Genomic DNA, 22,302 nt, shown 5'->3' on the forward strand with positions numbered 1-22,302 from the left:
GGCAAGAGGACCCGATGACGAAGCTGTCGAGCACCTGGGGAGGAGCGCCTGCGTACGCTCGAGGTGTGCGCGCGCTGGTGGAGACGGTCTCGGTGGACGGCATGCCCGTGCGGCTCCGGACGATGGCGCCCGCGGGCCGTCGTCGTGACGCGCTCGCGCCGACGATCGTCCTGGTGCACGGGATCGGGATGTCGCACCGGTCCTTCGCCCGGTCGCAGCGGGTCCTCGCCCGGAAGCACCGCACCGTCGCGGTCGACCTGCCGGGCTTCGGTGGCCTGCCCGCGGTGGGGCGACGGCTCGAGGTACCGGAGCTCGGGGACGTCGTGATGCGGGCGATCAGAGCCGTCGGTGTCCGCGAGAGCGTGCTGGTCGGACAGTCGATGGGCTCGCAGGTCGTCGTCGCGGCGGCGCTGCACCACCCGGACGAGGTCCTCGCCGTGGTCCTCGTCGGGCCCGTCGTGGACGACCGACACCGTTCGCTCCTCTGGCTCGCGGGCGCACTCGGGCGCGACGGCCTGGTCGAGGACGCCCGGATGAACGTCGTGCTCCTCACCGACTACTTCCGGAGCCTGCGGCAGTACGTCCGTGAACTCCGCCCGATGCTCCGGTGGCCGATGGCCGACGCCGTCGGTTCACTGCGCGTCCCGGTGCTCGTCGTGCGTGGCACCCGGGACCCGATCGCGCGCAGCGCGTGGGCGGGACGTCTGGCGCGGGCCGCCCGCGACGGCGCGATGGTCGAGCTGTACGGGGCGCACCACGTGCAGGAGCACCAGCCCGGAGCGTTCGCCGAGTTGGTCGACGAGTTCCGCCGCGCGCAGTCGCTGCAGGCGACCCGATGACCGGCCCGGCCACGGACGGTGGCGAGCCGACGCGGACGGGGTGGGTCAAGCCTCCCACCCGGGTGGGCGTGGTGCGGCGGTCCTGGTGGGCTGTCCTGGACTGGGTCTACGCCGCGGTGTGGCAGGTCCGCAGCCTGGGACCGACGACCGCCGACGACTACCTGAGCGGCGACGGCGCACCCGTGGTGGTGGTGCCGGGCGTGTACGAGACGTGGCACTTCATGCGGCCCCTGATGGACGCGCTGCACGACGCCGGGCACCCGGTGCACGTGCTGGCCTCGCTGCGGCACAACCTGCGACCCGTGCCGGTCTCGGCCGCCGAGGTGATGGCCTCGATCGACGAGCTCGACCTGCGCGGCGTGCTGCTCGTGACCCACAGCAAGGGCGGGCTGATCGGCAAGTACGCGATGGCGGAGCTGGACCCCGACGGCCGGATCGACCGCATGGTCGCGGTGTCGACGCCGTTCGCGGGGTCGGTGTACGCGAACCTGGCACCCGTGGCGCACCTGCGGGTGTTCCGGGCCGCGGACCCCGTGTTGGCGGCGCTGGCGCAGGAGCGCGACGTGAACGGGCGGATCACCTCGGTGTACGGGGTGTTCGACACGCTCATCCCGGGCGGCAGCGAGCTGGCGGGGGCCACGAACGTGCGGGTGCCCGTCGGGGGGCACTTCCGGATCCTCGGCGACCGGCGGACCCGCGACGCTGTGCTCGCCGCCGCGCGCTAGCCCGCGCTGCCGCGCGGGCCGGCGAGACTCTGCACGGTGCGTGGTTGCGGGCCCGTGCGAGCGTGATCGGGTGGTGCGGCGTCGGTACCTCGCACCACCCGCGCAACCTCGCACGGTGCGACCTCGCACGGCGGGAATCTGCACGGTGCGAGCGCGCTCAGCGCGGGCGGACGCTCGCGCGCTCGACGATGCGGTGCGGGATGACGACCGTGGACGGGGGAGCGTCGCGGTCGGCGATGCGCGACGCCAGCAGGTCGAGGGCGGCGTCCGCGAAGGCCCGGCGGTCGAAGGCCACCGTCGTCAGGGCGGGGATCGCGAACGCCGCACCGTCGACGTCGTCGAACCCGATGACGCTGACCTGCTCCGGCACGCGGATGCCCCGCGCCGCCAGGACGTGCAGCACGCCGAACGCGATCGAGTCGGAGAACGCGAAGACCGCGTCCGGCAGCGGCCCCTCGAGTGCTGTGAGCCACGCGTCGAACGACCCGGCCGCGTCCGCCGTGGTCCACCCGGACAGCGGCACGCGCAGTGCCGGGTCCGGCGAGACCCCGGCAGCCCGGAGCGCTGCGTCGTACCCGCTGACGCGCAGCTCGCTCGTGGCCGTCCGGCGACGCCCGTCGGCCGTCGGGTCGGGGGCGCCGACGGCAGCGATCCGGCGGTGGCCGCGGTCGAGCAGGAACGTCGTGACCTCCTGTGCCGCGGCGACGCTGTCGACGTGGACCTGGTCGACGTGCTCGGGTTCGACCTCGCCGATGACGACGGTGGGCGGCAGACCGACCGTGGACGCCAGGACGCTCGCGCTGAGGGTCACCGGGTTGAGGATCAGCCCGTCCACCAGGTGTGCCCGGGCGCGCGAGACCAGCTGGCGTTCGCGTTCGGGGTCGTTCGCCGTCTGGTCGAGCTGCACGACCCAGTCCCGGTCGCGGGCGAGCTCGACGAACCAGCGGGCGAGCTCGGCGGAGTACGCGCTGCTCATCTCCGGCAGGGTCAGGGCGATCGCGCCGGACCGGCCGTTGCGCAGCCCCCGGGCGGACAGGTTCGGCACGTAGTCGAGCTGGGCGAGGGCGGCCTCGACGCGTTCGCGGGTGTCCGGACGCACGACGACCCCGCCGTTGACCACGTTGGAGACGGTCTTCGGCGAGACCCCGGCCAGGGCCGCGACGTCCCGCACGGTGGCTCGCATGGAGTCACCGTAGCGCGCCGCGCGGTGGTCAGGGCCGGGTGAACCGGTGCGCGTGCGTGACGTACGGCACCCGGACGGTGGCGCCGGAGGTCGACGGCGCCCGGTCGAGCAGGTCGTCGACGTCCCGCAGCAGCGCCGCGCGGTCGTCCGGCGCCATCACGATGACGTAGCTGCGCGAGGCGATCATGTCGAGGAAGTCCGCCCGCGACTGCTCGTGGACCCACGGGAACGTCTCGTGCTGCTCGACGTCGAATGGGGCGCCGATCATCGGCCGGTCGTACGACATGATCCGCGACTCCGGACGCTTGATGAGCTCACCGAGCTCCGCCGCCCACGGATCGGCCTCGTCGCGGATGTTCCACACCAGCCCGAGCACGCCACCGGGTTGCAGCACGCGGGCGACCTCACGCGCCCCGTCCTCCGGGTCGACCCAGTGCCAGGACTGCGCGAACGTCACCAGGTCGGCGCTGGCGTCCGGCAGCGGGAGTGACTCGCCGGTGCCGTCGAGCACGCGGACGTCGGGCAGCGCAGTGGACAGTTGTGCGCGCATCTCCGGATCGGGTTCGATCGCGGTCACCTCGGTCGCGGCGGGCAGCAGCGTCCGGGTGAACTTGCCCGTGCCAGCTCCCACGTCGACCGCCAGTCTGGTGGGCTCCGGCGCGAGCCAGGCTGCGACCGCCGCGGGGTAGCTCGGACGTCCGCGCTCGTAGGCTGCTGCTGCTGCGCCGAAGGACCGTGCGTGCTGCTCGAAGGTCATGCCCCCACTTTGGCACTGCTGGAAGTGAGCGGTCACTGGACCCCTCCATCGGCTTACAACGATGGAAACGGATGGCAACGGTTGCCACCGCGTTGCCGTCCACGCCAGGGTCGCAGCAGGAATCCAACGGAGGAGGCCCGCCTGTGACGAAGCTCGACGACCGCGTGCGACCGCCCGCGACCGGCACGGAGGGGTCCCCGCCGGCCCGCCTGCCGCGTCGCCGCACGACGTGGGAGCGCGTCCGCCGCGACCGGGTCCTGCTCTGGATGGGGCTGCCGGGTGTCGCGCTGCTGCTGGCGTTCCAGTACCTGCCGCTGCTCGGCAACCTCATCGCCTTCCAGGAGTACCTGCCGTTCGTGCCGCTCGGCCGGAGTCCCTGGGTCGGGTTCGACAACTTCGCGGTCGTGTTCAACGGCGACCCGGAGTTCCTCGGCGCGCTGCGGAACACGCTCGTCATCACCCTGGTGCAGGTCGTGTTCGTGTTCCCGGCGCCGATCGTCCTGGCGCTCATGCTCAACTCGCTGCTGTCGGAGCGGATCAAGCAGGTCGTGCAGTCGATCCTGTACCTGCCGCACTTCCTGTCGTGGGTGATCGTCGTCGCGGTCTTCCAGCAGATCCTCGGCGGCTCGGGGTTGATCAACAACGCGATCCGCGCCTCGGGCGGCACAGCGATCGACTTCCTCGGCAACCCCAACGGCTTCATCGCGCTGCTGACCAGCCAGGTGATCTGGAAGGACACCGGCTGGGCGACGATCCTGTTCCTGGCGGTGCTGTCCCAGATCGACTCGAGCCTGTACGAGGCCGCGAAGATGGACGGCGCGAGCCGGTGGCGGCAGCTCTGGCACGTCACGCTGCCCGGCATGCGCGGCATCATCATCCTGCTGCTGATCCTGCGGCTCGGGGACTCGCTCACCGTCGGGTTCGAGCAGATCCTGCTGCAGCAGGCCTCGGTCGGCCGAGCCGCCAGCGAGGTCCTCGACACCTACGTCTACAACAACGGCGTGCTCGGCGGGCAGTGGGGCGTCGCCGCTGCCGTCGGGCTGGTCAAGGGCGTCGTCGGCGTCCTGCTGGTCCTCGGTGCGAACAAGGTCGCCCACGTGTTCGGCGAGGCCGGCGTCTACCAGAAGGAGTCCCGATGACCGCCACCCAGAGCGTCACCGTCCCGCGGGACAACAGACGGAAGCCGAAGCGCGGCGGCCCCGACACCGCTCCGCTGCCCGGACGCCTGCTCACCGGCTTCGTGCTGCTCGTCATCTGCCTGGTCGTCCTGCTGCCGTTCCTGGGGATCGTGTCCACCAGCCTCGCCCCGTCCAGCCAGGTGAACGGCGCCGGCGGGTTCGTGCTGTGGCCGACCGGGCTCGACTTCGGCGCGTACGAGAGCATCTTCGCCGGGGGCGTCGTCACCCGGGCCCTCGTGGTGAGCATCGGCATCACGGTCGTCGGCACGCTGATCAGCCTGTTCGTCACCGCGATGCTCGCATACGCCCTGAGCCGTCCGGGCTCCTACGGGCACGGCGTCGTGCTGAGCCTGGTGCTCGTCAGCCTGCTGTTCGCCCCGGGGCTCATCCCGAACTACCTCGTCGTGAAGCAGTTCGGGCTGCTCGACTCGTACTGGGCGCTCATCCTGCCGACGGCGCTCAGCGCGTTCAACGTCATCGTGATGCGGTCGTTCTTCATGGCGATCCCGAAGGAGCTGATCGAGTCCGCCCGCATCGACGGTGCCGGCGACTTCGGCGTGTTCCTGCGCATCGTCCTGCCGCTGTCGAAGGCCGTCCTCGCCGTGATCGGGCTGTTCTACGCCGTGGGCTACTGGAACGCGTTCTTCAACGCCCTGCTCTACATCAACGACACCGCGAAGTGGCCCCTGCAGCTCGTGCTCCGCACCTACGTCATCAACAACGCCCAGCTCGGGGGCGCCGACCTCGGCACGAGCTCGGACGCACTGCCCCCGCAGGCGTCGATCCAGATGGCGATCCTCGTGGTGTCGATCGTCCCCATCCTCATCGTCTACCCGTTCCTGCAGCGGCACTTCGCCAAGGGTGTCCTGACCGGCGCGGTGAAGGGCTGACCCACATGACGCAGCTGAGCCGCCGCGCACTCATCGCGACCGGTCTCGGCGTCGCAGCCACGAGCCTCCTGGCCGGCTGTGACACCGTGACCCGCTCCACCGACGTGCGCGCCATCAACAAGCCCGTGACCCTGCCCGACTACGTGCCCTGGACCGGCGGACCCGAGCCGGTGCTGCCGAAGACCAGCCCGCTCATGCCCAGCGCGTTCCGGAAGCTGCCCAGCAGGCTCGTGCCGACGAAGGGCGTGCCCGGCGACGGCTCGACCCTGCACGGCAGCGTCCCGACGAACTCGCCCGTGCCACCCGCCAAGGCGAACAACCCGTACTGGCAGGGCCTCGACAAGCGGATGGGCGTCGACCTCGACCTGACGATCACCCCGAACGCCGACTGGGGCAACAAGTTCGCCACCCAGGTCGCCGGCGACACCCTCGGCGACGTGTTCACCGTGTTCGGGACGTTCTCGTACCTGCCGCAGTTCCTCGAGGCCAAGGCCCAGAACCTGACGTCACTGCTGTCCGGCAGCGGCATCCGGGACTGGCCCTACCTGGCGAACCTCCCCACGGCGTCGTGGCGCGGGACCGTGTTCTCCGGTGGCATCTACGGCGTCCCGGTCCCGCGCGGGCCACTCACGACCGGCGTGCTGCACCGCCGCCAGGACCTGTTCGAACGGCTCGGGGTCGATCCGTCGTTCGGGTCGCTCGACGAGTTCACCGCGCTCTGCCGCGAGCTCACCGACCAGAACCGGAACCGCTGGGCGCTCGGGTCGGTGCCGACGAACATCCTGGCGTCGATGCTCGGCGTGCCGAACCAGTGGGACGAGCAGGGCGGGAAGCTCACCCACATGTACGAGGTCGACGCGTACCAGGACATGCTCGAGGTCTCACGCGGGCTGCTCGCCGACGGGCTCGTGCACCCCGACAGCGTCACCGCCTACAACGGCAAGGTCTGGTTCGTGCAGGGCTCCGCCGTGATGCTGCAGGACAGCTACAGCGCCATCCCCGGGCTGCTGCAGCAGGCGGAGCCCGGCAGCGGGTTCGCGATGACCCAGGCGCCGTTCGTCGGACCCGGCGGTGCGAAGCCGAAGCCCTGGCTCGGCGACCCGAACAACGCGATCACCGCCCTCGCCGCCGGCAGCGAGGACCGCATCCGCATGGTGCTCGACGTGCTGAACTGGTGCGCGTCGCCGTTCGGCACCGAGGCCTGGACCTATCGCAAGTTCGGCATCGAAGGCCGCGACTTCGAGTACCGCGACGGCGCTCCCGTCCTGACGAAGACCGGCAACAGCGAGACCGCGCTCGGCGAGTTCCCGCTGCAGTACTTCACCGAGTGCCCGTTGCCGCTGTTCTACGCCGGCTTCCCCGAGATGACCGAGGTCGTCTACGACTCGCTGGCCTCGTGGCTCGACGACGGCATCACGAACCCGACCTACGGGCTCTACTCGCCGACGAACTCCACGAAGGGCCCGGCCGTCGGCACGTTCGCGACGAACGCGATCAACGACGTGCTGCTCGGTCGGGCGCCGGTGTCGTCGTGGGGGGACACGGTGCGCGAGTGGCGGCGCCGGGGCGGCGACGCGATGCGTCGGGAGTTCGAGCAGGCGCTCGCGGCGCGCGCCGGGTCCTGACGGCGACCACCAGCCGGACGGGAGGCCCGGTGCGGGCCCGCCACGGGCCTCCCGTCCGGCCGGTGGTCACTGCTCAGCCGCCCAGACCGGCCTTCCTTCTGGTACCTGACGAATCCGGTCGGCTCCGTCGGGGATCCGCGGACCGGATTCGTCAACCGCCGATCCGGATCAGGACGGGCCGGTGGTCACGCGATGCGCCAGGCGGGCGACGGGTCTGCCGCCGTCGCGAGGAGCTCGCTGGTCGAGCTCTCGGCGTCCGGGAGCTCGGCCATGGCTCCCGAGAAGAAGTCCTCGTACAGCTCGGACAGGACGCTGAGTTCGGACAGCGGGCCGACGTGGTCCCAGCCGACGACGGATCGGACCCAGCACCCGACCTCCCAGCCGGTCGCGGTGCCGGCGAGCGTGTTCGCCGACCACGCCCGTGCCGCGAAGAGCGCCGCCGCGTCTCGGGGAAGGGCTGCGGTCTCCCAGCCGAGGTGTCGGAGCGCCTCCACGAGGTGTTGCTCGACATGCCACGGGTCGGCGTCCCGGTAGGAGGACGCGAGCTCGACGAGCGCCGAGCCGTCGATGCCGTCGGCGACCGCAGCGGTCGCGGCGTCGACCGCGAACCGGGACTCGGTCGGGCCGAGCACCTGTAGCGCGCGGACGAGCAGGAGTCGCCGGACGGCCGTCGGCGCACCGAGCGGCTCGGGGCCGGGGGCGTCGATCCGTCCGCGTGGGGCGACGAGTGACTGGACGACCTCCGCGCTCGGGGGTGGGTACGGCGTCCAGCGGGCGGCGCGAGGTCGTCGATGCTCCCACAGTCGAGCCCGTCGTCGCGCCCGAAGCCGACCGAACAGACCGGTCACCGGGTCAGCCGAGCCAGGACGGATCGGCGAACAGGGCCTCGATCTCGGCGAGCAGTCGGGTGGTGTGGAAGCCGTCGGCAGCCGCGTGGTGGACCTGCACCGAGAGCGGCAGGAACGTGCGGCCGTCCTGCTCGTGGTGGCCGCCCATCGTGAAGATCGGCAGCAGGTGGTCCCAGCCCTCGTGGACCTGCAACGAGAACCCCGAGAACGACGACCACGGCAGGGTCGACACGTCGAACAGGTTCGCCGGGCGGGGCTGCTGCGGGAACATCGTCGTCGCCGAGCGGTGGGTGTCGAGTGCCTCGGCAGCGGCGTCGTGGAACGTGGCGAAGTCCTCGTCGTACGGCACGAACACCGCGCAGAACGTCTCCCGATCGGGGTTGAAGACGGTGAAGGCCGGGTGCACGACGTCCCACGCGGCGGGGGAGCGGTCGGGCAGGAGCGTCATCCGGAACTCGCGGTGACGGTTCACCGCGGTCGAGAGGACCCAGAGCTGCGACGGGTACGTGCGGCGTCCGGAGCGACGGCGTTCCGCGACGAAGGCGGTGACGTCGACCTGCACGATGAGCTCGTAGCGGCAGGGGACGGTGTCGCGGTAGTGCTCGAAGTGCTCGCGTCGGGTCCAGGTGTCGAGGTCGATCGGCGTCGGTGCCGGGTCGGTGGCCATGCGCCCATCCTGGCAGCGACGATCCGTAGGGTGGTGGCATGGACGCGGTGGTGGTGCTCGTCACTGGGGCGCCGGGTAGCGGGAAGACCACGCTTGCCGGTGCGCTCGCCGCCGAGCTGGGCTGGCCTCGGGTGAACCGGGACGAGCTGTACGCCGGGCTGATGGCGGCCGGGACGCTCTCGCGGGACGAGGTCGTCCCGCACGGCGTCCGCGTGTTCTGGGACCTGACCGCCGCCCACGCCGCCGCCGGGTGCAGTGTGATCGCCGACGCCACGCTGTACCGGGACCAGTCCGAGGTCGACGTCCGCGCGGTGCTCGACCCCGTCGCGACGGTGCTGGACGTGCACTGCCGGAGCGACGCGGCGATGGAACGGTTCGTCGCACGCGGGCACGGAGCCGCGATGGACGACCGGGTGCGGGGCAACCTGCCGCGCACGGCGGAGCCATTGGAGCTCGGATGCCCGGTCCTCGAGGTCGACACCACCGACGGCTACGCCCCGGCACTCGACACCGTCGTGGGCTGGATACGCGCGCGGGGCACTGCGGCCTGAGTCACTGATCCGCCGCGTCACTGCCCCGGTGCGGTCAGGCGAAGCCGTCGAGCGCCGCGGTCAGCGCCTCGCTCTCACGGGGTCCGCCGTGGCCCTCGTCCTCGACGACCGTCAGGGTGCTCGCCGGCCACGCCCGGTGCAGGAGCCACGGGGTGACCGCCGGTCCGCTGACGTCCCGTCGGCCGTGCACGAACGCGGCGGGCACCGCCGCGAGCTCGCGCACGCGGGCCAGGACCGCCTGGTCGCCCGGCAGGAACGCGTCGTTCGCCCAGTACCGGGTGACGAGCGTGGCGAACGCGAGTCGGGCCTCCCGGCCCTTGTGCCCGCGACCGCGCGCGGACGGGTCGTCGAGCGAGACGTGGACGCTCTCCCACCGGTCCCACTCCGCGGCGGCCGCGGCACGGTCGGCGGGGTCGCCGTCGGCCAGACGGCGGGCGTACGCCTCGACGACGCGCTCGCCCGGGCGTCGACCGGAGGCGCGTTCGAAGCGGTCCCAGTCCTCGGGGAACAGCCGGCCGACACCCTCGGTGATCCAGTCGACCTCGGCACGACTCGTCGTCGTGACGGCCATCAAGGCGAGCGCACGGACCCGGTCCGGGTGCTCGAGGGCGTAGGCCAGCGCCAGCGTCGTGCCCCACGAGATGCCGGCGACGACCCAGGTGTCGACGTCGAGGGCCGCGCGGACCTGCTCGAGGTCGGCGACCAGCCGCTGGGTCGTCTGGTTCGCGAGCCGATGGGCGGCGTCGAGCACGTTCGGCGTGCTCCGGCCGGTACCGCGCTGGTCGACGCCGATCAGCCGGTACCGCGTCGGGTCGAAGTGCGTGCGGTACCAGCCGGATCCGAGCGAACCGCCGGGTCCGCCGTGCAGCCAGATCGCCGGGGTGCCGTCGGGGGAGCCGGACTCCTCGACGTGCAGCCGCGCGCCGTCGTCCGTCGTGACCGTCGTCGTGCGGTACGGCTCGGCGCGCGGGTACGGCACGTCAGTCGCTGTGCAGGCTGGCCCACTGCCGGAAGGGCAGGGTCGGGTCCTCGGTGGCGACCTGCTCGGCGGGCAGGGACCGCTCGTGGGCGGGCTTGGTGTACTCGCCGTAGAACGTGTCGAGGGTCATCAGGCGGTTGCCGTCCTCGTAGTGCTCGGACTCCTGGTCACGGCTCGCGGCGAACACGACCCGGTCCGGCTGCGCGTAGTACAGCGCGCCGAGGCACATCGGGCACGGGTACGCGGTGACGTACACGTCGAGTCCGGTCAGGTCGGTGACGCCCATCTCGGCGGCCAGCCGGATCGCGGTGATCTCGGCGTGTGAGGTCAGGTCACCCGACTGTGCGACCTGGTTGGCCGCCTCGACCAGGACCTTGCCGTCGCGGACGATCAGGCAGGCGAAGGGCTTGCCGCCCTCGCGGACGTTCTGGACGGCGCGGGCGACGACGCGCTCGGTGAACCGGGTGTCGAGTTCAGGGGTGCTCATGCGCTCGCGGGCTCCTGTTCGGTGGTGGACGCGGTGTCGGCCGGGGCGAACTGGTCGACCAGCGCGCGCTTGAGCACCTTGCCGCTCGGGCCGAGGGGCAGCGCGTCGACGACGTGGACGACCCGCGGGAACTTGTAGGCGGCGATCTCGTCGGACACGTGCTTGATGAGGTCCTCCGGCGTCGCGGTGGCCCCGGCGCGCAGCACGACGGCCGCCTCGATCTCCTGCCCGTGCACCTCGTGCGGCACCCCGAACACAGCGGCCATCGTGACGTCGGGATGGGTGGCCAGGACCTCTTCCACCTGCCGCGGGTACACGTTGTACCCGTTGCGGATGATCATGTCCTTGGTCCGGTCGACGATGGTCAGGTAGCCCTCGTCGTCCTTCGTGCCGAGGTCGCCGGTCCGGAACCAGCCGTCGACGATCGCCGCCGCGGTGTCCTCCGGCCGGTCCAGGTACCCGTTCATCAGGTTGTGCCCGCGGATCACGAGCTCACCGATCTCGCCGTGCGGCAGCAGGACGATCGCGTCCGGTGACGCCGGGTCCGCGATCTCGATGTCGACGCCCCACACGGGCGTGCCGATCGTGCCGGGGTGCGGCGGGGTCCCGACGTGGTTGAACGACGCGACCGGCGAGGTCTCGGTGAGGCCGTAGCCTTCGTGGATCGGGGCGTCGTACACGGTCTGGAACCGCTCGAGGACCGCCAACGGCAAGGAGGCCCCTCCCGAGATCGCGTAGCGCAGGCTCGGCCGGGCATCGGAGCGCGTCGCGGCGTCGAGGAGCGCCATGTACATCGTCGGCACGCCCATGAAGATCTCGCAGTGGTGCTCGATCATCGCGGCCAGGGCGGAGTCGCCGTCGAACTTCGGCAGCATCACGATCGTCGCGCCGGCCCGGAACCCGGTGTTCATCGTGCAGGTCTGGCCGAACGTGTGGAACAGCGGCAGGGCACCGAGCAGGACGTCGCCGCGGTGCATGTCGAACGTGGACATCAGGTTCGTGTTCACCTGCTCGAGGAGCGCGAAGTGCGAGCCCTCGGCGCCCTTCGGCTGGCCGGTCGTGCCGCTGGTGTACAGGATCGTGGCGGTGTCGAACGGGTCGCGGGGCACGTACCGGTCCAGCGGCGTGGCGGACGCGGCCAGGGCCTCCAGTCGGTCCGGCGCGGCAGCGCCCGTCCCGTCAGCGTCCGTCGTGCCGGCGTTCGTCCCGTCAGCGTCCGCTCCGCCGGGAGGCGCGAGCACGGTCACGACGCCGACTCCCGCCAGGGCTGCTCCCGCGGCTCCCTCGGCGAGCAGTGGCGCCGCGCAGACCAGGAGGGTCGCATCGCTGTCGCGGAGCACGTACTCGATCTCGCGCTGCTTCAGCAGCGCGTGGACCGGGACGGCCACGGCGCCGAGTGCGAGGGTCGCGTAGTACACCCGCGGGAAGTCCGCCACGTTCGGGATGAGCATCGCCACGCGGGAGCCCTCGGTGACGCCCTTGGCGCGCAGCGCTCCGGCGTAGGCGAGCGTCTCCGCCCACAGCTCGGCGTACGTCGTCCGGCGGTCGCCGACGATCAGGGCGACGTCGTCGGGGAACCGGGTCGCGGACTCGGCGAGGATCGCGGCGACTGACGCGGTCGCCTGCGATCGACGGGGGCTGGCGGTGGGCTGGGTGGCGGTCATGCCGTTCTCCGTCTCCGGTGACGAGTGATGCTCGTCCACCATACGACCGGCCAGTGTGCGGACGGTGACCCCTGTGCGGGGAGGGTCAGTGCCCGCGGGTGTCGCGGTGCCGCGGGCGTGGCGGCGCCCGGGTCGCGCAACATGCCGCTCACCTCCGTCGAGGTCGCGCAACCTGTCGGTCGACGGCGCTTCGGGCAGCACTTCGTGCGACCTCGGCGGCACGCAGATGGCGGGTCGCGCGACCGGGCGGAGCCGGCGGGTCAGTCGTTCGGGTGGATCAGGCAGAACGGGTGGCCCGCGGGGTCGAGGAACACGCGGAACGTGTCGGTGCCCTCGCCCGTCGCCGTGGCCCCGATCGCCAGGACCGCCGTTCCGCCCGCGTCCAGGTCGTCGACCTTCACGTCGAGGTGGACCTGCTGCGGCACGTCCTGCCCCGGCCAGACGGGCGCCCGGTAGTCATCGACTCGCTGGAGGGCCACGAGGGGGCGGTAGCCCTCGATCGGCAGGACGACCTCGGCCCAGGCCTCGTCGTACCCGACGATCTCACCCCCGAGCAGCTCCGCGTAGAACCGAGCGAGTGCCCGTGTGTCCGGGCAGTCGAGGACGATGACGTCGAGTGTGCCGATCATGCGGGCGAGGGTAGTCCTCAGCGTGCGTCGGTTCACTGTCTCCATGACCGACCGTCCGTTCTCGCCCGCACTGGCCACCTTCTTCCGAGGGCTCGCCGCGCACAACGACACCGCCTGGTTCGAGGACCACCGCGATGACTGGGAACACCATGTGCAGGGTCCGATGGAGGCCCTGCTGCAGGAAGCCTCGCGCCGCTACGGGTCGGGTCGGGTCCTGCGCCAGCACCGCGACCTCCGCTTCACGCCGGACAAGCGGCCGTACCGCGAGGACACCGGGCTGACGGCAGGTGGGGTCTACCTCAGTGCAGGCGTCGACGGGTTGCAGGTCGGGGGCGGGCTGTACGAGCCATCGCGCGACCAGCTGCTGGCAGCACGGACGGTCATCGACGAACGACCACAGGCGGCGGCCGCGTTGCAGCGGGTGCTCGACGACCTGACGGACGCCGGCTACGAGTTGGCAGGCCCGCCGCTGAAGACGGCACCCCGAGGGTGGTCGGCGGACCACCCGCGGATCGAGCTGCTCCGGATGCAGCACTACGCCGCGCTGGTCCATCTGCCGTTGACGAGCTCGCTGGACGACGTCGTCGCCGCGTGGGACGGCGTCCAGCCGCTGGTCCGGTGGACGGTGAAGTGGGCGCGGGCGTCGGACCCCGAGGCCTCGGACGATCCGGCGCCGCCGGTCCCCGGTGCCCGGTCGATCGACGAGCGCGCCTGAGGCCGCTCGGTCCGCGGGGTCGTGCGGCTCGTGCGGCGCTTGCTGGTCGTCAGCGGGCGGCGGCCAGCGCCTTCGTGATCCGCTGCAGGGAGACCGTCTCGGCGGTCCCGAGTTCCTGCGCGAAGAGACTCAGACGGAACTCCTCGAGCATCCACCGGGCGTGCACGAGTTCGGCGTGCGCTCCGACAGTCGGAGGGAACGTGCCGCCGGCGTCCTCGTAGCGGCCGGTCGCAGCGGAGACCTCGCGCATCCAGGTGGCATCGCGGCCGGGGTTCTGCAGGAGCTTCGTCACGCGGGCCTCGATGCCCTGCAGGTACACCCGGATGCGCCGGAGCCGGCCGAGTCCGGCGACGGCGACGAACCCCGGGAACACCAGGCGGTCCAGCTGCTGCCGCATGTCGTTCAGCGCCGGCAGGAGCGACATGCTGTTCGCCTGCTTGAGGGCACGTTCGGCGGCCCGCAGTGCCGTCAGGACCGCCGCGACCTCGGACACGGCGGTGAACATGGTGTCCACCACGGTCGAGGACACCCGGTCGCGCACGGCCTCGAAGTCAGCACGGGTGAACACCAACCCGTCCGGGTGCGCCTGGCGGATGGCCGCGTCGACGACCGCCGCCAGGACGTCGTCGAAGAGTGCGGTGGTGGATGCGTAGGGACTCGCGGCCAGCGCGAGCTTCTCCTGCGCGGTCAGGTGCGACTGGATGTACGACACGGGGGACGGGACCGCGAGCATCACCAGGCGACGCACCCCGGCGGGCATCCGGACGGCGCGGTCACCCGGCGTTGCCAGCAGCTGCACGCCGACGGTCGCCTTCGGCCCGGAGCCCTCCTCGACCAGGGCGGGGTAGGCGCGGATCACGCCACCGGCCTGTCGGGTGTCGACCACCTGCGGCAGGTCGGTCTCCGGCCAGGCGACGAGCCCGGACCGCTCGATGCGGCGGTCAGACGCTGCGTCGGCGACTCGTCCGGGGCCACCACGTCGGCCGTCACGCTGGGTCGCCGCTGCCACGCTCTGCTGGGTGCGGTCCTTGAGCTTCGTCTGCAGTGCGGACAGGTCCTTGCCGGCTTCGACCCGGCGTCCGCGCTCGTCGACCACGGCGTACGTCGGCAGCAGGTGCGCGGGGACCCGGGACATGTCGAAGTCGGCTTCGGTCACGGGGACGTAGGTCATCCGCTGGATGGTCTTGGCCAGGGTCGCGCGGAAGCTCTCGGTCGGCTCGGTCGGGGCGTCGTCGGGCAGCTCGTCGACGATCTTCTCGGCCCAGTCCGCCGCCGGGACGACGTTCTTGCGGATCTGCTTCGGCAGCGCCTTGATGAGGGCCGCGACCAGATCGCGCCGGAGGCCGCGGACCTGCCAGTCGAAGCCTTCTTCGCGCATGCGCGGCAGCAGGGCGATCGGGACCTGCACGCTGACGCCGTCGTCCTCAGCGCCCGGCTCGAACCGGTACCGCACGGCCAGGCGCTGGTCGCCGGACCGCCACTGCGTGGGGTACTCGGTGTCGTCCTCGGCTGCCGACGCTGCCGACTCGTCGAGCAGGTCCTCGCGCCGCATCGTCAGCAGGTCCGGCTGGTCCCGGCGGGTGCGACGCCACCAGCCCTCGAAGTCCCGGGTGGTCGCGATCTCCGACGGCAGGCGCGCGTCGTAGAACTCGTAGACGGCCTCGTCGTCGAGCAGGATGTCCCGCCGCCGCGTGCGTTCCTCGAGCTGTTCGAGTTCGCGCCGGAGCGCGCGGTTGGATCGGTCGAAGGCCTGCTGCGAGTCCCACTCGCCCTCCACCAGGGCGTGGCGGATGAAGAGCTCGCGGGAGTGCACGGGGTCGATCCGGGCGTACTGCACCCGGCGGCGTTGCACGATCGGCACGCCGAACAGGGTCACGCGCTCGTAGGCGACGACCGCGCCCTGCTTCTTCTCCCAGTGGGGTTCGCCGTAGGTGCGCTTGAGCAGGTCGCCCGCGAGCTGCTCGGTCCACGCCGGGTCGATCCGGGCGGCCGTCCGGGCGAACAGGCGGCTCGTCTCGACCAACTCGGCGGCCATCACGGCGTCGGGCTGCTTCTTCGCCAGGACGCTGCCCGGGAACAGCACGAACCGGGTGTTGCGGGACCCGAGGTAGTCGCGCTTCTCGCGGTCGCGCAGCCCGATCTGGCTCAGCAGTCCGGCGAGCAGGGACCGGTGCACGGCGTCGGGGTCGTCCTTGCGCTCCTTGCCGACGTGGATGCCGACCTGCTTGGCGGCGCGGGAGAGCTGGCGGTACAGGTCCTGCCACTCGCGGATGCGGAGGTAGTTGAGGAACTCGGCCTTGCACAGGCGTCGGAACGCGCTCGACGACAGTTCGTCCTGCTTGTCCTCGATGTGGTTCCACAGTCCGAGCAGCGTCAGGAAGTCACTGGTCGGGTCGGCGAACCGCGCGTGCAGCTGGTCGGCGTGCGCGCGCTTCTCGAGGGGGCGCTCGCGCGGGTCCTGGATGCTCAGGGCGCTCACGATCGCGATGACCTCGCGCCCGACGCCCTGGCGGCCGGCCTCGAGCACCATCCGACCGAGCCGCGGGTCGATCGGCAAGCGGGTGAGCTGTCGCCCGGACTTCGTGATCGCGCCGTCCTTGTCGACCGCGCGGAGCTCACGCAGCAGGTCGAGGCCGTCCTTGACACCACGGGAGTCCGGCGGCTGCAGGAACGGGAACGACTCGATGTCCCCGAACCCGAGCGAGATCATCTGCAGGATGACGGCCGCCAGGTTCGTGCGCAGGATCTCGGGGTCGGTGTACTCCGGTCGACGCCCGAAGTCGGCCTCTGAGTACAGCCGGATCGCGATGCCCGCGCTGGTGCGGCCCGCGCGACCGGAGCGCTGCGCGGCACTGGCCTGCGAGATGGCCTCGATCGGCAGTCGCTGCACCTTCGCCCTCGGCGAGTACCGCGAGATGCGCGCCGTGCCCGTGTCGATGACGTACTTGATGCCGGGCACCGTCAGCGAGGTCTCGGCGACGTTCGTCGCGAGCACCACCCGGCGCCGGACGCCCGGTGTCGACGAGCGCTGGAACACCCGGTGCTGGTCCGCGGCCGACAGGCGCCCGTACAGCGGCAGGACCTCGGTGCCGGGGTACCGCTTGCCCTCGATGGTGTCCTGGGCGTCTCGGATCTCGTTCTCTCCGGACAGGAACACGAGCACGTCGCCCGGTTCCTCGTGCGACAGCTCGTCGAGCGCGTCGGTGATGCCCTGCATGACGTCGCGGTCGTCCGCCGCGGAGCCGGCGTCCGCGGTGCGGGAGTCGGTGTCGTCGTCGCCGTCGTCCGTGTCCTCGCCGTCGGACGACTCGGCGACCAGCGCGCGGTAGCGGATCTCGACCGGGTAGGTCCGCCCGGAGACCTCGATGATCGGGGCGCCGTCGAAGTGCTTCGAGAACGACTCGGGGTCGATCGTCGCGCTCGTGATGATGAGCTTGAGGTCGGGCCGTCGCGGCAGCAACCGCTTGAGGTACCCGAGCAGGAAGTCGATCGTCAGGGACCGCTCGTGCGCTTCGTCGATGATGATCGTGTCGTAGCGCTTGAGGTCGCGGTCGAAGTGGATCTCGTTCAGCAGGATGCCGTCGGTCATCAGCTTGACGCGGGTGTTGGCGCTGACCTTGTCGGTGAAGCGCACCTGGTACCCGACCAGGTCGCCGAGCTCCCCGCCCAGCTCGTCCGCGACGCGTTCGGCGATCGTGCGCGCGGCGATCCGGCGCGGCTGGGTGTGCCCGATGTGTTCGCGCCCGAGTGCCAGGCAGATCTTCGGCAGCTGCGTCGTCTTGCCCGATCCCGTCGCGCCCGCGACGATCACGACCTGGTGGTCGCGGATGGCGGCGGCGATGTCGTCCCGCCGCTGCGAGACCGGCAGCTCGGGCGGGTACGTGATGACCGGGGGCGTGGGAGACATGAGCATTCCAGGATACCGTCTGGGGTCAGTCGCTCGCGAGTTGCGTGGCGAGGTCGTCCGCCGAACGAGCCGGCAGCGCGCACACCCGGTCGTGGCACACGTAGGCCGCAGGGTCGAGTGCGTCGCGGGACTCGAGCAGCGTGAACCCGGCAGCCGCCCATGCGGTGGCCTGTGCGGGCGTGAGGGTGACGACGAGCGTCCCCGGGCGACGCGCCGCCGCGGCCACGCTGCGGAAGGCGCCCGGCTCGGTCGCCACGACGACGATCTCGCGCGAGGGCCGGTGCAGGGCGAGCGTCAGGCCCAGAGCGTCGGCGTGCCCGAGCGGGCGGTCGACCCCGGCATGCGCACGGCCTGCCACCAGCGCGACGGCTGCCGCTCGCATGGCGTCGTCGCCGGTCAGTGTCGCCACCGTCACCGCGGCGCTGGCCAGTGCCACGGTCCCCGAACGCAGGGCGGTCTGTGGCTGCTCGCCCGTCCCCGTGCCCGCCGCCACCAGCACGGGGTCGACGGTCAGCGTTCCGGCGAGGCCGTCGGTGACCAGCGACCGGGCGGTCGTCGCGTAGGCGACGTCCCCGGTGCCGAGGGCGAGCTCGACCAGTCCCTCGGCGAACAGCCCGAGGTCCTCGACGGTGGGCGGCGCGGAGGACGTCCCGTGGGCCGTGCTCGACCGCACCACGACGTGGCCGTCCCGCAGGTGTGCGGCGATGACGGCGTCGGCGGCGTCACGGGCGAGCCGGAGCATCTCGTCGTCTCCGGACCGGGCGCCCGCGATCGCCAGGCCCCGGATCGCGAGCCCGTTCCAGCCGGTCAGGACCTGGTCGTCGAGCGGCGGCGGGGCGAGCCGGGCACGGTCGGCGAGCGGTCGGCGGTACCACTCTCCCTCGACCCGGCGGCCGTCGATGGTGGACTCGCTGTCCTGTCCGGCGACGAACGCGCCGTCGGGTCGGCGCAGGGTGTCGCGCAGGAAGTCGGCGATGCCGCGGGCCTGAGCGGGCGGAGCGATCGCCAGCAGCCCGGCGTTGTCGTACAGCATCCGCTCGTAGTGCGGCACGGACCAGTCCCGACGGGTGGCGTAGCGGAACACCCCGCCGTCCGGGTCCGTCAGGTCGGAGGACGCGATCACCCGGAGCGTCCGGTCGGCCAGCGCTCGGGCCCCGGGCGCACCGTCGGTGCCCGCGTCCGCCAGGAACTCGAGCAGGGGCGCCGAGGGGAACTTCGGCGCGCCACCGAACCCGCCGTACTCGCGGTCTTCCGCCTGGTCGAGCGCCTGGACGACACCGTGCACCTGAGCGCGGGACGGCAGACCCCGGTCCGGGTCAGCGGAGCCGGCAGACTGCGCCCCCTGCCGGATCGCACCGGCGAGCGACGCCGCGTTGGCGTCCACCTCGTCGCGCCGGTCGCGCCAGGCGTCCTGCACCGCGCCGAGGACCTGCCGGAACGACGGGTGCCCGTCGACCGGGGTCGGCGGAGAGTAGGTGCCGGCGAAGAACACGTGGGCGTCCGGGGTCATGAACGCCGTCAGTGGCCAGCCCAGCTGCTCGGTGAAGGCTGCGGCCGCGGCCATGGTGCTCGCGTCGACGTCCGGCCGTTCTTCACGGTCGACCTTGACGGCGACGAAGTCCCGCCGCAGCAGCTCGGCGATCTCCGGGTCGGCGAAGCTCTCCCGCGCCATGACGTGACACCAGTGGCAGGTCGCGTAGCCGATCGACACGAGGACGGGGACGTCTCGTTCGCGTGCTTCTGCGAAGGCGTCGGGGCCCCATTCGCGCCAGTCCACCGGGTTGTCGGCGTGCAGGCGCAGGTAGGGGCTGACGGCGGTGCCGAGCCGGTTGTCGTTCATGGCTCCAGCGTGCCCGGTCCGCGCTGGGCGGGCAGCGCAGGAACCGGACCGGTGGAGAACGCAGCCCTGTCCACAGCGCTCAGGCGGGGAGCCACCCGGTCAGCGACGCGAGCCGACGTGCCACGTCGGCCGGGGCCATGGCGTCCGTTTCGATCCGGGTGACGTGCGCTCGGGCAGCCGTGTCGAGCCTCCCGGCGGTCCGGGTGCTGTGTGCCAGCTGCGCCTCCGGCAGCACGCCACCCGCTCGGCGGGTGAGCCGGTCGGACGTCGCGTCGTCCCCGGCGCGGAGCAGCACGGCGGTGACGACCGGGTCGTCGCCCATGGCGGCGGCGAGCCCGTCGGTCTCGAGCACCGACACCGTGTTCGTGTAGACGAGGCGGTGGTGGCCGAGCGCCCGGTAGTTGGCCCACAACACGGCGAGGTTCCGCTCCGCCAGACGAGCTTCGGGGTGCTCGACGTGCGGCGCCGGGTGGGCCAGGTCGAGGGTGTCGCCCTCGATGACCGCGTGCCGGACGTCCGCGGCGGCGAGCAGCTCGTGCAGGGCGTCGGCGGCCGTGGACTTGCCGACGCCGGAACGGCCGCCGATGAACAGGACCTCGGAGCGGGGCGGCATCACGAGCCGAGGGACAGCAGCGTGAGGGCGGCGTCCTCGGGGCCGTAGTCGAACATCCGGTCCCAGAACGGGTCGCTCGCCCACGGGACGTCGCCGTCGGCGGGCGTGCTGTGGGCCGTCTCGACCAGCCAGTCGAGCTCGGAACGGACCGCGTCGGCGTACCGCGGCGGTTCCCAGCCGAGTGCCTGGGCGGCCGTGGTGTCGAGCACGAACGGGGTCGGGGAGGACCACGGGGTCAGCCCGACGAAGGCGGGGGCGTCCGCGTCGAGCAGGGCCTCCTCGAAGCGGTGGTCCAGGTGCGCAGCGACCGTCCGCACGATCTCGAGCGCTGACGGGGCCGTCGCGTCGGCGACGTTGAGGATCCGCCGGTCCGGAGCGCCGGCGACCAGTCGGACGAGCGAGCCGATGCCGCTCGCGGCGGTGGTGTGGTCCACGCCGCGGCCGGCGTCCGCGAGCAGGACGCGCTCGCGGCCGTCGAGCACGCGGCGGACGACGAACCACTCGCGGGGTCGGCCGATGCCGGGTCCGTACGCCTTCGACGGGCGCAGCACCGTGACCGGTGCGCCGTGGTCGAGCAGGAGCTGTTCGGCAGCGACCTTGGCGGCCGCGTAGCCGTCGCGGCTGGTCGGGTCGGCGTCGGCAGGGGTGACCGTCGGCTGGATCTCGGTCACCGCACCCGGGAAGACCGGCTTGTCGAGCGCGTTCGCGTGGCGGCCCTGCTCATCGACGTAGACGGCCTTGGAGGAGACGAACACGGTCGACCCGACGTCGCCCAGGTAGGGCAGCAGCTGCGCAGCGTCGTCGCGGGTCGCGCCGACGGTGTCGACGAGCAGGTCCGCGCCCGGGCGCAGCAGATCGCGGAGCACCTGGGTGTCGCGGCGGTCGCCGGGGGCGAACGACGCACCGGCAGCCGTCAGTGCGTCGGCGACGTCGCCCCCGCGGCGCGCGACGACCTCGACCTGCCAGTCGTCGCCGCCTCGGCCCGAGGACTCCAGCAGGTCGCGCACCACGGCGGACCCGATGCCGCCCGTTCCGCCGAGGACGACCGCGCGCTTGGTGCTCATGGGGCCAACGCTAGTGCCGTCCGGGCCGGGTTCCGTCGGGTCGGGCCTGCCTGGAGGCGCGGTGCGGCCTGGTCCCGTCGGGTTCGGTCAGGACGCGATCGGTTCGGCGTCCGAGCGCCACCAGTCCGCCAGCGAGCCGTCGTACACCTGCACGTGGTCGTGCCCCAGGACGGTCAGCGCGAGGGCGTCCACGCACGCGGCGCTGCCCACACCGCAGTAGGTGACGATCTCGTCGGCGTCCAGCACGGGCGCGAACAGGTCGCGGAGGGCTGCCGGTCGGCGCAGGGCGTTGGAGTCCTGGTCGACGACGCGGTGCAGCGTGATCGGGGTGGTCCCCGGCACGACGGGCGGGTGGTCCGTGCCGAGGGACGCATCGTCGGCCGCCAGCACGAGGGCCGCCGGTTGCGTGCCGTCCACCGCGCGCTCGACCCGTGCCCGGTCGGCCCAGAGCGGTCGTTCTTCGCCGGCGAGGAACGCGTCGGCGTCGGCATGACGGACGGGCCGGGTCTGCAGCGCACCCAGGCGCACCGGACGTCCTTCGTCGCGCCACTTCACGAAGCCGCCGTCGAGCACCGCGACGTCGTCGAACCCGAAGGCCCGGAAGATCCACCACAGTCGTGCGGACCACTCTCCGACGCTGTCGTCGTAGACCACGACGGTCGAGGTGTTCGTGATGCCGAGCGCGCGGACGGCGCGTTCGAACTGTTCGGCGTCGGGCCGGGTGAACGGCAGACCGGCGTCCGGGGTGGAGAAGTCCTGCGTCAGGTCGGCGTAGCGCGCACCGGGCACGTGGCCGTCCTGCTCGTAGGCGTCGCGCGCGGTGGTCCACGTCGTGGCGCGGCCGGTCCCCGAGGTGTGCACGGACGCGTCGAGCACGACGAGCTCGTCCGAACCCAGGTGGTCGGCGAGCCACTGCGTCGACACGAGCGGCGAGGTCAGGACGGGGGCCATGGCGATCACCGTAATGCGGACCCCTGACGGATGACAGCGGAACCGCAACACTGCGCAATCGCTGACCCGAACGGGGGTGGTGCGCCGAAGGATGTTCAGCGTTCGGGCCGTGCCACTCCGAACGACCAACGATCCGTGCCCTCCGTGCCCTCCGTGCCCTCCGTACCCTCCGGAACGACAAAGCCGCTGT

Annotated in this window: 20 protein-coding genes; 7 read left to right on the plus strand and 13 right to left on the minus strand. The window is 72.1% G+C overall.

Annotated elements, in window-relative coordinates; translation table 11 throughout:
* Positions 1-65 precede the first annotated feature (65 nt).
* Positions 66-839, plus strand: coding sequence for an alpha/beta fold hydrolase (locus BIU90_RS09705; RefSeq protein ID WP_175470181.1), 774 nt, complete (start codon positions 66-68; stop codon positions 837-839).
* Positions 836-1,564 (plus strand): triacylglycerol lipase, encoded by a 729-nt coding sequence (locus BIU90_RS09710; RefSeq protein ID WP_254787000.1) that lies wholly within the window; start codon positions 836-838, stop codon positions 1,562-1,564. The genes BIU90_RS09705 and BIU90_RS09710 overlap by 4 nt, the downstream gene beginning before the upstream one ends.
* 157 nt (positions 1,565-1,721) lie before the next feature.
* On the opposite strand, the gene BIU90_RS09715 is transcribed toward BIU90_RS09710, so the two are convergent.
* Together BIU90_RS09715 and BIU90_RS09720 are read right to left on the minus strand one after the other, a co-directional pair.
* Positions 1,722-2,747, minus strand: coding sequence for a LacI family DNA-binding transcriptional regulator (locus BIU90_RS09715; protein WP_071300032.1), 1,026 nt, complete (start codon positions 2,745-2,747; stop codon positions 1,722-1,724).
* A gap of 28 nt (positions 2,748-2,775) precedes the next feature.
* Positions 2,776-3,504 carry a class I SAM-dependent methyltransferase gene (locus BIU90_RS09720; protein ID WP_071300033.1) on the minus strand — a complete coding sequence of 243 codons (729 nt, stop codon included), beginning with the start codon at positions 3,502-3,504 and terminating at the stop codon, positions 2,776-2,778.
* Between the two features lie 143 nt (positions 3,505-3,647).
* Here BIU90_RS09720 and BIU90_RS09725 point away from each other — a divergent pair, with 143 nt between their 5' ends.
* From BIU90_RS09725 to BIU90_RS09735, 3 genes are read left to right on the plus strand one after another with little or no spacing between them, the layout of a single operon-like run.
* A complete protein-coding gene (locus BIU90_RS09725; protein ID WP_254787001.1) occupies positions 3,648-4,643 on the plus strand; it encodes a sugar ABC transporter permease in 996 nt (331 codons plus the stop codon).
* The gene (locus tag BIU90_RS09730; protein ID WP_071300034.1) at positions 4,640-5,572 is read left to right on the plus strand and encodes a carbohydrate ABC transporter permease; all 933 of its coding nucleotides are present in this window, start codon (positions 4,640-4,642) and stop codon (positions 5,570-5,572) included. The genes BIU90_RS09725 and BIU90_RS09730 overlap by 4 nt, the downstream gene beginning before the upstream one ends.
* A 5-nt stretch (positions 5,573-5,577) precedes the next feature.
* Complete coding sequence (locus tag BIU90_RS09735; RefSeq protein WP_071300035.1) at positions 5,578-7,197, plus strand: extracellular solute-binding protein; 1,620 nt, start codon at positions 5,578-5,580, stop codon at positions 7,195-7,197.
* A gap of 185 nt (positions 7,198-7,382) precedes the next feature.
* On the opposite strand, the gene BIU90_RS09740 is transcribed toward BIU90_RS09735, so the two are convergent.
* Positions 7,383-8,045, minus strand: a complete 663-nt coding sequence (locus tag BIU90_RS09740; RefSeq protein WP_071300036.1) for a hypothetical protein — start codon at positions 8,043-8,045, stop codon at positions 7,383-7,385.
* Between the two features lie 4 nt (positions 8,046-8,049).
* Positions 8,050-8,712, minus strand: a complete 663-nt coding sequence (locus tag BIU90_RS09745; protein ID WP_071300037.1) for a CatA-like O-acetyltransferase — start codon at positions 8,710-8,712, stop codon at positions 8,050-8,052.
* A gap of 38 nt (positions 8,713-8,750) precedes the next feature.
* Here BIU90_RS09745 and BIU90_RS09750 point away from each other — a divergent pair, with 38 nt between their 5' ends.
* The gene (locus BIU90_RS09750; protein WP_071300038.1) at positions 8,751-9,263 is read left to right on the plus strand and encodes an AAA family ATPase; all 513 of its coding nucleotides are present in this window, start codon (positions 8,751-8,753) and stop codon (positions 9,261-9,263) included.
* 34 nt (positions 9,264-9,297) lie between these two features.
* On the opposite strand, the gene BIU90_RS09755 is transcribed toward BIU90_RS09750, so the two are convergent.
* The 4 genes from BIU90_RS09755 to BIU90_RS09770 all read right to left on the minus strand — a co-directional run bounded on the left by BIU90_RS09755 (position 9,298) and on the right by BIU90_RS09770 (position 13,022).
* Positions 9,298-10,242 (minus strand): alpha/beta fold hydrolase, encoded by a 945-nt coding sequence (locus BIU90_RS09755; RefSeq protein WP_071300039.1) that lies wholly within the window; start codon positions 10,240-10,242, stop codon positions 9,298-9,300.
* A 1-nt stretch (position 10,243) separates the two neighbouring features.
* The gene (locus tag BIU90_RS09760) at positions 10,244-10,729 is read right to left on the minus strand and encodes a nucleoside deaminase (protein ID WP_071300040.1); all 486 of its coding nucleotides are present in this window, start codon (positions 10,727-10,729) and stop codon (positions 10,244-10,246) included.
* Positions 10,726-12,393, minus strand: coding sequence for a long-chain fatty acid--CoA ligase (locus BIU90_RS09765; protein WP_071300338.1), 1,668 nt, complete (start codon positions 12,391-12,393; stop codon positions 10,726-10,728). Before BIU90_RS09765 ends, BIU90_RS09760 begins: the two co-directional genes overlap by 4 nt.
* A gap of 260 nt (positions 12,394-12,653) precedes the next feature.
* Positions 12,654-13,022: a VOC family protein gene (locus BIU90_RS09770; protein ID WP_071300041.1), complete on the minus strand. Its 369-nt coding sequence runs from the start codon at positions 13,020-13,022 to the stop codon at positions 12,654-12,656.
* A 43-nt stretch (positions 13,023-13,065) separates the two neighbouring features.
* Here BIU90_RS09770 and BIU90_RS09775 point away from each other — a divergent pair, with 43 nt between their 5' ends.
* On the plus strand, positions 13,066-13,737 hold the full coding sequence (locus tag BIU90_RS09775) for a DUF2461 domain-containing protein (protein WP_071300042.1): 672 nt from the start codon (positions 13,066-13,068) through the stop codon (positions 13,735-13,737).
* Positions 13,738-13,786: 49 nt separating this feature from the next.
* Here BIU90_RS09775 and hrpA read toward each other — a convergent pair whose 3' ends face one another.
* From hrpA to BIU90_RS09800, 5 genes are all read right to left on the minus strand, one after another.
* On the minus strand, positions 13,787-17,644 hold the full coding sequence (hrpA, locus tag BIU90_RS09780; RefSeq protein WP_071300339.1) for an ATP-dependent RNA helicase HrpA: 3,858 nt from the start codon (positions 17,642-17,644) through the stop codon (positions 13,787-13,789).
* Between the two features lie 25 nt (positions 17,645-17,669).
* Positions 17,670-19,484 carry a thioredoxin domain-containing protein gene (locus BIU90_RS09785; protein ID WP_071300043.1) on the minus strand — a complete coding sequence of 605 codons (1,815 nt, stop codon included), beginning with the start codon at positions 19,482-19,484 and terminating at the stop codon, positions 17,670-17,672.
* 79 nt (positions 19,485-19,563) lie between these two features.
* The gene (locus BIU90_RS09790) at positions 19,564-20,097 is read right to left on the minus strand and encodes an ATPase (protein WP_071300044.1); all 534 of its coding nucleotides are present in this window, start codon (positions 20,095-20,097) and stop codon (positions 19,564-19,566) included.
* Complete coding sequence (locus BIU90_RS09795; protein WP_071300045.1) at positions 20,097-21,161, minus strand: NAD(P)-dependent oxidoreductase; 1,065 nt, start codon at positions 21,159-21,161, stop codon at positions 20,097-20,099. Before BIU90_RS09795 ends, BIU90_RS09790 begins: the two co-directional genes overlap by 1 nt.
* A gap of 87 nt (positions 21,162-21,248) precedes the next feature.
* The gene (locus BIU90_RS09800; protein ID WP_083403848.1) at positions 21,249-22,112 is read right to left on the minus strand and encodes a sulfurtransferase; all 864 of its coding nucleotides are present in this window, start codon (positions 22,110-22,112) and stop codon (positions 21,249-21,251) included.
* Positions 22,113-22,302 lie beyond the last annotated feature (190 nt).

The organism is Curtobacterium sp. MCBA15_001 (assembly GCF_001864835.1).
Classification (GTDB): domain Bacteria; phylum Actinomycetota; class Actinomycetes; order Actinomycetales; family Microbacteriaceae; genus Curtobacterium.

Excerpts from the sequence above, each read along its gene's own strand:
- BIU90_RS09710 (WP_254787000.1), top strand. The coding sequence starts at position 836 with ATGACCGGCCCGGCCACGGACGGTGGCGAGCCGACGCGGACGGGGTGG.
- BIU90_RS09715 (WP_071300032.1), bottom strand. The coding sequence starts at position 2,747 with ATGCGAGCCACCGTGCGGGACGTCGCGGCCCTGGCCGGGGTCTCGCCG.
- BIU90_RS09720 (WP_071300033.1), bottom strand. The coding sequence starts at position 3,504 with ATGACCTTCGAGCAGCACGCACGGTCCTTCGGCGCAGCAGCAGCAGCC.
- BIU90_RS09730 (WP_071300034.1), top strand. The coding sequence starts at position 4,640 with ATGACCGCCACCCAGAGCGTCACCGTCCCGCGGGACAACAGACGGAAG.
- BIU90_RS09735 (WP_071300035.1), top strand. The coding sequence starts at position 5,578 with ATGACGCAGCTGAGCCGCCGCGCACTCATCGCGACCGGTCTCGGCGTC.
- BIU90_RS09745 (WP_071300037.1), bottom strand. The coding sequence starts at position 8,712 with ATGGCCACCGACCCGGCACCGACGCCGATCGACCTCGACACCTGGACC.
- BIU90_RS09750 (WP_071300038.1), top strand. The coding sequence starts at position 8,751 with ATGGACGCGGTGGTGGTGCTCGTCACTGGGGCGCCGGGTAGCGGGAAG.
- BIU90_RS09760 (WP_071300040.1), bottom strand. The coding sequence starts at position 10,729 with ATGAGCACCCCTGAACTCGACACCCGGTTCACCGAGCGCGTCGTCGCC.
- BIU90_RS09765 (WP_071300338.1), bottom strand. The coding sequence starts at position 12,393 with ATGACCGCCACCCAGCCCACCGCCAGCCCCCGTCGATCGCAGGCGACC.
- BIU90_RS09770 (WP_071300041.1), bottom strand. The coding sequence starts at position 13,022 with ATGATCGGCACACTCGACGTCATCGTCCTCGACTGCCCGGACACACGG.
- BIU90_RS09775 (WP_071300042.1), top strand. The coding sequence starts at position 13,066 with ATGACCGACCGTCCGTTCTCGCCCGCACTGGCCACCTTCTTCCGAGGG.
- hrpA (WP_071300339.1), bottom strand. The coding sequence starts at position 17,644 with ATGTCTCCCACGCCCCCGGTCATCACGTACCCGCCCGAGCTGCCGGTC.
- BIU90_RS09785 (WP_071300043.1), bottom strand. The coding sequence starts at position 19,484 with ATGAACGACAACCGGCTCGGCACCGCCGTCAGCCCCTACCTGCGCCTG.
- BIU90_RS09790 (WP_071300044.1), bottom strand. The coding sequence starts at position 20,097 with ATGCCGCCCCGCTCCGAGGTCCTGTTCATCGGCGGCCGTTCCGGCGTC.
- BIU90_RS09795 (WP_071300045.1), bottom strand. The coding sequence starts at position 21,161 with ATGAGCACCAAGCGCGCGGTCGTCCTCGGCGGAACGGGCGGCATCGGG.
- BIU90_RS09800 (WP_083403848.1), bottom strand. The coding sequence starts at position 22,112 with ATGGCCCCCGTCCTGACCTCGCCGCTCGTGTCGACGCAGTGGCTCGCC.